The sequence below is a fragment of the Flavobacterium ginsengisoli genome (genome assembly GCF_029625315.1).
GTDB lineage: Bacteria > Bacteroidota > Bacteroidia > Flavobacteriales > Flavobacteriaceae > Flavobacterium > Flavobacterium ginsengisoli.
In genome coordinates, this window is sequence record NZ_CP121110.1 from 3,008,564 (window position 1) to 3,020,490 (window position 11,927).

An 11,927-nucleotide genomic window follows, 5' to 3' on the forward strand; every position below is an offset into this window, starting at 1 on the left:
AACACTATAAACTAATTTTTAGTTCTCGCAGATCTAGCAGATTTAGCAGATAAATTAAACGTTTTAAAGAATATCAAATCTGCCTTATCTGCAAAATCTGCGTGAGGTAAAACATTTAAACAAAAAAAATCGCAAAGATTTTTAAACCTTTGCGACTCTGTAACTTTGAACCTTTGCCTCTAAAATATAATTAAAAATAAAACCCGAAAGATCCTTTAATTGCAAATTTGTGTGCGTCTGGCATATCTAAATAATTTCCTCTCCAAGAGAAATCAAGACGGAAAACTTTAAAAATATTTCCAATTCCTGCATTATATTCCCAGTATACTTTTTCAGGAGCGTTATAAGGTAATCCTGAAGCATTGATGGCGCGATTGGCATCAGAAATAGTTCCGTGAACGGCTCTAATTCCGATAAACTCTCTCCAGTTCAGTTTTCTCATGAATGGAATTCTGGCAAACAATCTTCCGCCAAAATCATGATTCCACTGCAAGGTTGTATATTGATCTGTAACGAATTCATAGAAATTCAAGTTACTGAATGTATTTTCGATTGTAAAATAAGTCTGGTTACCCGAATTACGCTCATCAAACCTAACGGAATTGTACCAAAAGTTTTTCCTGTTTCGATTGTAATATTTGTTCTTCCTAAAGGCCCGATAATAATTGGCTGTCTATAGAAAACTTGAATTTTTTCGTACGCAAAATCACTATCAAAAACTCCTTTTAATCCGTAACTGAAATTCACGAAGAAATGGCTAAAAGGACTATCAACTAAACTCCTTTCTACACCATAACCAATCGTTTTTCTGTTTGGCATAAACTCAAACTGAATATTGGCTTCAGATTGCTTTACCATACTTTCGACAACACCTGCTGGATTTGCTGCGGTTGGTAAAGTTGTATAATAATCCAAACTAAAGGTCTTCGATGCCGATTCTAGTGTTCGATATGAGAGCCCTGCCGAGACAATAAAATTCTTTTTAGGCTCCATTTCTACAGAAATGTTACTCAAATTAATATTGGTCAATTTCCCATTACTTCCAGTAGTAAATAAGGCCGAAGATGCAAAACTTCGTCCTAAAACGTCATTTGTAGTGGTTAAACTTGCACCAATCTGTTCAATATCTCGTCTATTTCCTCCAGAAATGATAACTCGGTTTTTCTTGTCAACCATCCATTTTCCGGAAACACCATATTTGAATTTATTATCATCAAATCCGTAAGCGGTATAAGCTTGAAGACGCCATGGATCATTTGGTCCAAAATAGGTTCTTCCTCCTACTCTCAATCTCAAACCTTCGACTTCGTTATATCCAAAAGTTGAAAATATAGGCCCGTAATCGAAGTTTTTAAATTCGATGTAACCACTTCCTAAAATAGAGACCAGATTATATAGTCGCTTAAATCGCTTGACTGTCTGCAGTGTATCAAGCATTTTATAAATACCCTGCTCATCTTTATTTAATTTTTCAAAACGATTTTCTTCCCAAAACTCAGGCGGTCGTTCGTAAACAGCATTATCAATAAAATTGACTTCTTCTTTATAAAACTTCTCCGGTTTCTGAATGTTGAATTTATGATTGCGGTATAAAGTTGTTCTTTTACCATAAACTCCTTTTGATTTTTCTTTTTTATTTAAAGCAAAATCAGACATCATGTAATCACGTGTCAAAAGGAAAACTGAGTCGTTTTCTACTTCAAATTCCTGTTCAATATAAATATCTTTTACCCAGTTAATATTGGCGCTTTTCGTCACACCCATATTAATTTTCTTGATCGCAAAAGTGGTATCGTTAACCCAAAAATCTCCCTTAAAAGTTAATTCGTTTTTACGTCTAGGATAAAAAACAATATTATAACACCATTTTTTATCGATATAAGCACTGTCTTTTAAAACATAATTGTAAACATCGATTCCTGTTCTTGAAAGCGGACTTGTAAAACTCTTATCAAAGAATTTCAGGTGATTGTCATAAATATTATAGTCAGAATAAAGATCTTTAACGAAAGATAAAATCTGCTGATTTCCATTGAAACCAGACATTTTATTTCCAGTAAGATTTTCTTTTACCTTTTTTAATTTATTATCTCCGTAAACATCATAAACCGATTCGTTGATAAAAATTGGCAAATAGGTTTTTCCCGTAACGTCTGAAGTATCAACGTGATTAAAGATAAACTCCATTCCCTTAAAAAGCTTATTCTTCATGAAAGCACTATCAATTGTGTTCATGTCAAACTCCACTTTTTCATACTTCTGCATTTGATACTGATTAAATAGGTATAATCCGTTTTTACGTTTTCTTTCCCAAATTTTTCTCAAAATATCCAATGCTGGATTATTCTTTTTAGAAGTTTTTCCAGTATAAATTACAACTTCGTTAAGCACTTGCTCTTCGAACAAAACAATTTTAAAATTATAATTAACTGCTTTGTCTAAAGGAACTTCTTTATCTGAAAATCCTGCTGAAGTAACCAAAAGTGCGGTATAAGTATTTGGCGATTCTAAATAAAAACGACCGTCTTCATTGGAAACAATCCCAATATTAGAACCTTTAAAAACTACATTTGCAAAAGGTATTGGCTGATTCGATTTGTCCAAAACAACTCCACTCACTTTGGTTTGTGCAGTAACAACATTCGCAAATGCAAATACAATATATAAGAGAAGTAGAGTTAATTTGTTCATTATAAAGTAAAAAAAACTTCACCAATCCATGTTGTCTGATGAAGTTTTATGAGTATTTTGTATTTGTATTATTTGTATAATACTTTTTTAACTGCTTTTACTACATCACCAGCATTTGGCAACCAGTCTTTAAGCAATACTGGAGAATACGGTGCAGGAGTATCTGCTGTTGTAATACGTTGAATTGGCGCATCAAGGAAGTCGAATGCTTGTTCTTGAACGATATAAGAGATTTCAGAAGAAAGGCTGGCAACTGGCCAAGCTTCTTCAAGAATTACTAAACGGTTTGTTTTTTTAACCGATTTTAAGATCGCATCTTTATCCATTGGACGAACTGTTCTTAAATCGATAATCTCACAAGAAATACCTTCTTTTGCTAATTCATCAGCGACAATAAAAGCTTCTTTGATGATTTTTCCGAATGAAACGATAGTTACATCTGTTCCTTCACGTTTAACATCAGCAACACCTAACGGGATTGTATATTCTCCATCTGGCACTTCACCTTTGTCTCCGTACATTTGCTCAGATTCCATGAAAATAACTGGATCGTTATCACGGATAGCTGATTTTAAAAGTCCTTTTGCATCATAAGGAGTTGAAGGAACAACAACTTTTAAACCTGGAGTATTAGCAAACCAGTTTTCTAAAGCTTGTGAGTGAGTAGCTCCTAATTGACCAGCAGAAGCTGTTGGTCCACGGAAAACGATAGGCACATTAAACTGTCCTCCTGTCATTTGACGCATTTTAGCGACGTTATTTATAATTTGATCAATACCAACTAAACAGAAGTTGAATGTCATATATTCTACAATAGGGCGGTTTCCGTTCATTGCAGAACCTACTGCAATTCCTGAAAATCCAAGCTCAGCAATTGGAGTATCGATTACTCTTTTTTCACCAAACTCAGCAAGCATTCCTTTAGAAGCTTTGTAAGCTCCATTGTATTCTGCAACCTCTTCTCCCATTAAATATATGGATTCATCGCGACGCATTTCTTCGCTCATTGCTTCACAAATGGCCTCTCTAAATTGTATTGTTCTCATATTTTATATTGTATGTTGAATTTTCTGAAAAGCAAAAATAAATATTTTAAATAACTTAAATGCAAAAATTGAATTTAAAATCGCATGAACTTCTATCTGTTCTCTGGTTTTAACTTTTTAAACTTTATTGTGATATTAACGAAATCGATATAATAACGTACAATTCACACTTAATCTATTCCAGAATATTTTTTAGACAAACTTTTATTCATTTGTTTAATTCTTATTTTTCTTCAAATTCATTCATCATAACGTAAAAAACCAAAAAATAGTATTTCTCAGACAAAAATTAATCTACTCCTCAACTGTCAGTTATTGCAAAATTCCTAACAATCAGACAAAATGAGTATTATTTTATTTTTAGATTCCGATGAAAATCATTCAAAACTGAACAATCTGCGAAATCGTAATAGTTTTGAAAAATATTATGCATGCATAGTATAATTATTCCAAATTAAATTCTAAATTTGTAAAAGCATATTATAAATTCAAAATATATACTTATGAAAATACTAGTTTGCATCAGCCATGTGCCTGATACTACTTCAAAAATTAACTTTACCAACGGTGACTCAGAATTTGACACTAATGGAGTACAATATGTAATTAACCCTAACGACGAATTTGGTCTTACACGCGCTATCTGGTTTCAAGAACAACAAGGTGCAAATGTAACGGTTGTAAACGTTGGAGGTCCTGATACTGAACCAACTTTGCGTAAAGCATTAGCAATTGGTGCAAACGAAGCAATTCGTGTGAATGCAAATCCAACTGACGGATTTTTTGTTGCTAAGCAATTAGCAGAAGTTATTAAAAACGGAGGTTATGATCTTGTAATAGCGGGAAAAGAATCTTTGGATTATAACGGAGGAATGGTTCCTGGAATGATCGCAGGAATTTTAGGTTCTAACTTCTTAAACTCTTGTACAGCTTTAACAATTGACGGAAACAATGTAAAAGCAGTTCGTGAAATTGACGGTGGAAAAGAAACTGTAAGCACTACTCTTCCATTAATTATTGGAGGTCAAAAAGGTCTTGTTGAGGAAAAAGATTTACGTATCCCGAACATGAGAGGAATTATGACTGCAAGAACAAAAGCTTTAACTATCCTTGAGCCAGTTGATGCGACTGTAAACACAAAAGCGGTGAAATTTGAAAAACCAGCTCCAAAATCAGCAGTGAAATTAGTTTCTGCAGATAATTTAGATGAGTTAATCAATTTATTACACAACGAAGCGAAGGTAATCTAGTATTCAGTAATCAGTTTTCAGTCTCAATTTATGAACTTTAAACTTTAAACAAAAAAAATTATGTCAATATTAATATATGCAGAATCTGCAGAAGGAAAATTTAAAAAAGTTGCTTTCGAATTAGCTTCTTATGCAAAAAAAGTAGCTGAATCATTAGGAACAACTGTTACAGCTTTAACTGTAAACATCAGCGATGTGAGCGAATTAGGCAAATACGGAGTTGATAAAGTTTTAAAAGTAAGCAATGATAAATTAGCTGGTTTTAACGCAAAAGCTTACGCTGATGTTATTAAACAAGTTGCTGAGAAAGAAGGAACAAAAGTAGTATTGCTTTCTTCTACAACAGACAGTATTTACCTTTCTCCACTAGTTGCGGTAGCTTTAAATGCTGGTTTCGCTTCAAATGTAGTTGGGTTGCCAGTTAGCACTTCTCCTTTTCAAGTAAAAAGAAATGCTTTTTCAAACAAAGCTTTCAACATTACACAAATCGATACAGATGTAAAAGTTCTTGGTCTAGCTAAAAATTCTTACGGACTTTTTGAAAGCGCAGGAGCGGCTGCAGCAGAAGATTTCAATCCAACAATTGGAGACAATGATTTTGGTGTAAAAGTAGAATCTGTAGAAAAAGTTTCTGGAAAAGTTTCTATTGCTGATGCAGATATCGTAGTTTCTGGCGGACGCGGACTAAAAGGTCCAGAAAACTGGGGGTTAGTAGAAGATCTTGTTGCTGTTCTTGGCGCTGCTACTGCTTGTTCTAAGCCAGTTTCAGATTTAGGATGGAGACCTCACAGCGAGCACGTTGGACAAACAGGAAAACCAGTTGCAACAAACTTATATATTGCCATCGGTATTTCTGGAGCTATCCAACACATTGCAGGTATTAACTCTTCTAAAGTAAAAGTAGTAATCAACAATGATCCTGAAGCTCCTTTCTTTAAAGTGGCTGATTATGGTGTAGTTGGGGATGCTTTTGAAATTGTACCACAATTAACAGAGAAATTAAAAGCTTTTAAAGCTCAGCACTCTTAACACAAAGAATTCTCTTTAAAAATATTGTTGCCTAAAAACAAGATGTTGTATCTTTGTTTATAGGCGACTTTTTTGTTCCATATTTTTTGATTAAAATTGCGACTTTATTTTTTAAACCAAAACAGTATTAAAATAAGGTGCTAAGTGCCTTTTTTACAAACATATATGAGTCTAGTAAAATTATCCATAAAAGGAATTTCATACAGTCAAACTCAAAATGGCGCCTATGCCTTAATTTTGAATGAAGTGGATGGCGAAAGAAAATTACCTATTGTTATTGGTGCTTTTGAAGCCCAGTCAATCGCTATTGCTTTAGAAAAAGAAATAAAACCGCCACGTCCGTTAACACATGATTTATTCAAAAATTTTGCTGAAAGATTTGACATTGTGGTTAAGCAAGTTATCATTCACAAATTAGTTGATGGTGTTTTTTATTCTAGCTTAATCTGCGAAAGAGATAAAATCGAAGAGATTATAGATGCTAGAACTTCTGATGCAATTGCCTTAGCATTACGTTTCAACGCTCCTATTTTTACTTATAAAAACATTTTAGATAAAGCTGGTATTTATTTAAAATCAAACACTGCTGAAACAGATTCTGGCGCTCAAGAAATTGATGATGTTCTTTCAAACCCTGAAACTTTTGGACACGAAGAAGAAAGCAACCAATCTGGAGACGTTTACGCAAAACATAGTTTACAAGAACTAAACGAGCTTTTAGATCAAGCCGTTTCTCAGGAAGATTACGAAAAAGCGACAAAAATTAGAGACGAAATCTCTAGAAGATAAATTTTGATGTTTAATCGTTAAACCGTTTATTCGTTAAATCGATTAAACAAATTTACAATTAAACAGATCCACGATTAAACGATTAAACAAAGATGAAGCAATACTTAGATTTAGTAAAACACGTTTTAGAAAACGGCAATCAAAAAGGAGACCGAACTGGAACTGGAACAAAAAGTGTTTTTGGTTACCAAATGCGTTTTGATTTAAGTGAGGGCTTCCCAATGGTTACAACAAAAAAACTTCATTTAAAATCGATCATTTACGAATTGCTTTGGTTTTTAAAAGGCGATACAAACGTAAAATACCTTCAAGAAAATGGAGTCAAAATTTGGGACGAATGGGCAGATTCTAATGGTGATTTAGGACCTGTTTACGGCCACCAATGGCGTAATTGGAATAGTGAAGAAATAGATCAGATTTCTGAATTAATTAAAGAATTAAAAACAAATCCGAATAGCCGAAGAATGCTAGTTTCCGCATGGAACCCATCGGTTTTACCAGATACTAAAAAATCTTTTGAGGATAATGTAGCCAATAACAAAGCGACTTTGCCTCCATGCCATGCTTTTTTCCAGTTTTATGTAGCAAGTCCAGATCTTGAAAAAGGAGAAACAAAAGGAAAATTATCTTGCCAATTGTATCAGCGAAGTGCCGATATCTTTTTAGGAGTTCCTTTTAACATTGCTTCTTATGCATTGCTAACTATGATGATTGCACAAGTATGCGATTTAGAGCCAGGCGAATTTATTCACACTTTTGGTGATGCACATATTTATAATAATCATTTTGAACAATTGGAACTGCAATTAACGCGTGAACCAAAACCATTACCAAAAATGATTTTAAATCCTGAGATTAAAAACATTTTTGATTTTGATTTTAATGATTTCACACTTGTAGATTACGATCCACACCCTGCCATTAAAGGAAGTGTTGCAGTATAAAAAACAAAAATCCGCTTTAATAGCGGATTTTTTTTATACAACTAAAACACTGTTTTCACTTCCAGCGTAATCATTCCATTTATAAGAATCGGCTTCTGGATCGTTCACATAATTTCCGTCAATCAGATACTTAAATTCATAAATAGCATCTTTAACCAAGTCATAAGTTGCTTTAAAAGTTCCATTTTTCAATTTACTCAGAGTTCCTTCTTCAGCATTCCAATTATTGAAATCTCCAACAACAGCTGCCGAATTTGCATCTTTAGCATCTATTGAAAACGTCACTTTACATACGGGTTTCGTTTTCACAAATTGTTTCTTTAAAGACATAACTATTTCGTTTTTAGATTTATACATCTAAAATTAATTAAATTCAATGAAACACTAACTACCTTCAGAAGCGATTTATGATAATACCAAAAACAGCTTAATATTTTCGCTTTATCTGCAATTTAAAGTGGTTAAAATTTTGTTTTTCAAATTCTTATATCTGCAAAAGGCAAATATTCCATATTCAAAATATTGACTTTCAAAAATAAATTTTAACTTTATAATCTCATTTTTATCTTATGGAAAAAGAAGTACACGAACAATACGAATACGCTAGACGCCGATTAAGACAAAAAAAGGTCTTATATTTTCATTTTGTTCTTTTCCTGCTTGGAAGTTTATTTTTATTTATTGCCAATAAATTTTTTGGATTTGGAGAGGGTACAACTCAAAATTGGTGTATTTGGGGTATTACAATTTGGCTTTTCCTTTTTATTCTACATTTTATAAAGGTATATATAACGGACCGTTTTATGAATAAGAAATGGGAAAGAGAACAAATTGACCGATTAGTTGCTTTACAGCAAAAAAGAATCAGTCAGCTAGAATCTTCTATTAATGAAGAGAATGAAAATAAAATTTAGTTAAGCATACCATGATTATAATGATAGCGGCTGCAGCCGAAAATAATGCGCTTGGAAAAAACAACGAATTAGTATGGCATTTGCCAAATGATTTTAAAAGATTTAAATCGCTTACTACTGGTCATCATATCATTATGGGAAGAAAAACTTTTGAAAGTTTTCCAAAACCGTTACCAGATCGCGTTCATATTGTAATTTCTCGTCAAGAAAATTACAACCCAGAAGGATGTATTGTAGTAGACAGCATTGAAAAGGCAATTGCGCTATGTCCTGAAAATGATGATAGTTATGTTATTGGCGGTGGAGAAATTTATAATCTTGCTCTTCCGTTTACCGATATTATTGAATTAACAAAAGTTCATCATTCGTTTGATGCAGATGCTTTTTTTCCGAAAATCAATAAAAATGAATGGATTTTGGTCGAATCTGAAGAAAATTATAAAGATGAAAAGCATCTTTATGATTACACCTATGAAACTTACATTAGAAAATAAATAAAAAACATCCTCTTTTAAGGGAGGATGTTTTTAAATAATTGATTTTGAAGCCTAACTCGCTCAAGAAAAATTTTGTCTAAAAAAAATCACAAATGTCAAGAAACATTTGTAAAACTGAATAACATTTAATGTTATTGGGACCTAAATCCCAAAGGCCTTTAATAACAAATACCACTAAGATATTAAAGGCAGAAAATTAAAATTTCCAAAAACAAATTTAATCCTAAGAACGTACTTTGCACTTAAATACAGTATTTCCCCCCAAGAACAATACTTTACAAACTCTTTCAAGAACAAATGAATTACCAGCGCAAAAAAGCAACCACTTGTTTAAGTTATAGCAACTTTATCAATCATTAAACTTTAATCATTTTTACTTGAACAAAGTTGCTCATAATAACGTGATTGCACAATACCGCGTTTTAGGGATTTTACCAAAATCCCTAAATTTAGGGATGCCAAAACAGCCTGTAAATCTGTTCTAAAACAAACTCTGCAAAACATTTATTTTACAAATTAAAAAACTCAATTACAGTTAAACTAGATTGTTTATATTTGCCTAAATAAAAAAAATGTCTGAAAAAGTAACTCCGTATAAAGACTCTACCTTAGGTAAAAAAGAGCAAGTAACCCAAATGTTTGATACCATTTCTGGGAATTACGACAATTTGAATCGTGTAATTTCATTTGGAATTGATGTTAAATGGCGCAAAAAAGTATTAAAGATCGTATCAGACAAAAAACCAAAAGTCATTTTGGATATTGCAACAGGAACTGGCGATTTAGCAATTTTGATGGCACAAACTAATGCTGAAAAAATTGTTGGTCTAGATATTTCTGCCGGAATGCTGGAAGTTGGAAAAAAGAAAGTTGAAGAAAAAAAGCTTTCTAATGTTATTGAACTAGTTTTGGGCGATTCTGAAAACATGCCATTTGAAGACAATTATTTTGATGCTATTACTGTTGGCTTTGGTGTGAGAAATTTTGAAAACTTAGAAAAAGGTTTTGCAGAAATTTTAAGAGTTTTAAAACCAAACGGAGTATTTGTTATATTAGAAACTTCTGTTCCAAATAAATTCCCTTATAAACAAGGTTATAATTTTTACAGTAAAAATATACTTCCTCTAATCGGAAAATTATTTTCTAAAGATAATGATGCCTATGGTTATTTATCCGAATCGGCGGCAGCTTTTCCTTATGGTGAAGCCTTAAACAATATTTTAAGAAAAACTGGGTTTATAGATGTTGTGGCAATGCCCCAAACTTTTGGTGTCGCAACAATTTATTCTGCATCTAAAAAATAGTATGAAAAAAGTTGTAATCTTATTTTTATTGGTCTTAACGACAAAAGGACATTCTCAATTTGCTAAAAATATGTTTAGCAAAGATCCTATCATTAATCTTGAAAACTGGCAAAAGCAGCGCATCTACTTTGGCTATTATCTAGGTTTTAATAGTTTCGACTTTAAATTTGACTACAAAACTCCTGTACAGCAAGATATTCAGGTTAAAAAAACTACTGGTTTTAATGTTGGTGTTGTAGCCGATTTAAGACTTCAGGAATATATCAACCTGCGTTTTGAACCTGGTTTGTATTATACTAAACGAGATTTATATTTTCCTGGAATAAGCAACAAAGAGACCGACTATTTAAGAGAAGTAAATAGTACTTATATTCACTTCCCTTTATTATTGAAATTTTCTGCCTTGCGTACAGGAAATATACGTCCGTATTTAGTTGGCGGTATGTCTACAACTTTAAATTTATCTAGCAATGCCAAATCTCAAGACGATAACTTTGAGCAAAAATTCAGAGTAAAACAATGGACTGCTGCTTACGAGTTAGGTTTAGGGATTGATATCTTTACCGAATACTTTATTTTTTCTCCTTCTGTTAGAGGAATGTTCGGCATAACAGATGAACTTATTAGAGATAAAACTCCAGACAGCCCTTGGACTGGAAATATCGATTCGATGAAATCTAGAGCTATTTTAATAAATTTCACTTTTCATTAAAACAAAATATCAACTATTTCGTTTAAATTCACTAAGAATAATTGCTGTTGCAGTAGCTACATTTAAACTTTCCGTTTTTTGAAGCTCTCCAAATCTAGGAATTGTTAGACGATTAGTTACTATTTTTTCAATTTCTCCAGAAATTCCGTTGGCTTCATTACCCATAATAATGATTCCTTCTTGAGGCAATTTGGATTGATAAATATTTTCTCCGTCCATAAAAGTTCCAAAAACTGGCAGTTTAGTTTGAGCAAGAAAAAGTTTTAAATCAACATAGCTTACATTTACTCTGGTAATTGATCCCATGGTAGCTTGTACGACTTTCGGGTTATAAATATCTACCGTTTCTTTAGAACAGACAATCTGCTTAATACCAAACCAATCGCACAGACGCAAAATAGTTCCTAGATTTCCTGGGTCTCTAATATCGTCTAGCGCCACAATCAAGCCTGAATCGATTGCCTTCTTTTCGGCTGGAATTTTAAAAACCGCCAAACAAGAATTTGGAGTCGACAAAGCACTTATTTTTTTCAGTTCTTGTTCATTAATAAGTGTTCGTTTTGAAGCTTGAACCGTTTCAAAATCATTCAATGTGGTGTATAAATGTTCTAATTCAAAATTGGATTGCAGCAATTCTTGAATTACTTTTACTCCTTCAGCAAAGAATAATTGATTGGCAAAACAGCCGCTTTTTTTGATGCAAACTAGAGATAAGCTTTATTTGGTTTTTACTAACCATAAAATAATGTAC

At 32.6% G+C, this 11,927-nt stretch carries 10 protein-coding genes and 2 pseudogenes; 8 read left to right on the top strand and 4 right to left on the bottom strand.

Translation table 11 applies throughout. The annotated features are described in order from the left end of the window. Positions 1 to 190: 190 nt before the first annotated feature. Positions 191 to 2,691: pseudogene (locus P5P87_RS13975) on the bottom strand (DUF5686 and carboxypeptidase-like regulatory domain-containing protein). 68 nt (positions 2,692 to 2,759) lie between these two features. Beyond that, positions 2,760 to 3,737, bottom strand: coding sequence for a pyruvate dehydrogenase complex E1 component subunit beta (locus P5P87_RS13980; protein WP_278019675.1), 978 nt, complete (start codon positions 3,735 to 3,737; stop codon positions 2,760 to 2,762). 503 nt (positions 3,738 to 4,240) lie between these two features. Here P5P87_RS13980 and P5P87_RS13985 point away from each other — a divergent pair. The 4 genes from P5P87_RS13985 (at position 4,241) to P5P87_RS14000 (ending at position 7,749) form a co-directional block, all read left to right on the top strand. Then, positions 4,241 to 4,987 (top strand): electron transfer flavoprotein subunit beta/FixA family protein, encoded by a 747-nt coding sequence (locus tag P5P87_RS13985; RefSeq protein WP_278019676.1) that lies wholly within the window; start codon positions 4,241 to 4,243, stop codon positions 4,985 to 4,987. Positions 4,988 to 5,047: 60 nt separating this feature from the next. Continuing rightward, positions 5,048 to 6,016, top strand: a complete 969-nt coding sequence (locus tag P5P87_RS13990; protein WP_278019677.1) for an electron transfer flavoprotein subunit alpha/FixB family protein — start codon at positions 5,048 to 5,050, stop codon at positions 6,014 to 6,016. A gap of 165 nt (positions 6,017 to 6,181) precedes the next feature. After that, positions 6,182 to 6,805 carry a bifunctional nuclease family protein gene (locus P5P87_RS13995; protein WP_278019678.1) on the top strand — a complete coding sequence of 208 codons (624 nt, stop codon included), beginning with the start codon at positions 6,182 to 6,184 and terminating at the stop codon, positions 6,803 to 6,805. Between the two features lie 92 nt (positions 6,806 to 6,897). After that, complete coding sequence (locus P5P87_RS14000) at positions 6,898 to 7,749, top strand: thymidylate synthase (RefSeq protein ID WP_278019679.1); 852 nt, start codon at positions 6,898 to 6,900, stop codon at positions 7,747 to 7,749. A gap of 33 nt (positions 7,750 to 7,782) precedes the next feature. Here P5P87_RS14000 and P5P87_RS14005 read toward each other — a convergent pair whose 3' ends face one another. After that, positions 7,783 to 8,079 carry an isoamylase early set domain-containing protein gene (locus P5P87_RS14005; protein ID WP_198854650.1) on the bottom strand — a complete coding sequence of 99 codons (297 nt, stop codon included), beginning with the start codon at positions 8,077 to 8,079 and terminating at the stop codon, positions 7,783 to 7,785. A gap of 239 nt (positions 8,080 to 8,318) precedes the next feature. Here P5P87_RS14005 and P5P87_RS14010 point away from each other — a divergent pair, with 239 nt between their 5' ends. The 4 genes from P5P87_RS14010 to porT all read left to right on the top strand — a co-directional run bounded on the left by P5P87_RS14010 (position 8,319) and on the right by porT (position 11,176). Continuing rightward, on the top strand, positions 8,319 to 8,663 hold the full coding sequence (locus P5P87_RS14010; RefSeq protein WP_111288290.1) for a 2TM domain-containing protein: 345 nt from the start codon (positions 8,319 to 8,321) through the stop codon (positions 8,661 to 8,663). 11 nt (positions 8,664 to 8,674) lie between these two features. Beyond that, the gene (locus P5P87_RS14015) at positions 8,675 to 9,157 is read left to right on the top strand and encodes a dihydrofolate reductase (RefSeq protein WP_278019680.1); all 483 of its coding nucleotides are present in this window, start codon (positions 8,675 to 8,677) and stop codon (positions 9,155 to 9,157) included. 575 nt (positions 9,158 to 9,732) lie between these two features. Continuing rightward, positions 9,733 to 10,464 (top strand): bifunctional demethylmenaquinone methyltransferase/2-methoxy-6-polyprenyl-1,4-benzoquinol methylase UbiE, encoded by a 732-nt coding sequence (gene ubiE / locus P5P87_RS14020; protein WP_198854652.1) that lies wholly within the window; start codon positions 9,733 to 9,735, stop codon positions 10,462 to 10,464. Between the two features lies 1 nt (position 10,465). Continuing rightward, the gene (gene porT / locus P5P87_RS14025; protein ID WP_198854653.1) at positions 10,466 to 11,176 is read left to right on the top strand and encodes a type IX secretion/gliding motility protein PorT/SprT; all 711 of its coding nucleotides are present in this window, start codon (positions 10,466 to 10,468) and stop codon (positions 11,174 to 11,176) included. Positions 11,177 to 11,185: 9 nt separating this feature from the next. Here the strand turns inward: porT and P5P87_RS14030 are convergent. After that, positions 11,186 to 11,915: pseudogene (locus P5P87_RS14030) on the bottom strand (TrmH family RNA methyltransferase). Positions 11,916 to 11,927: the final 12 nt, after the last annotated feature.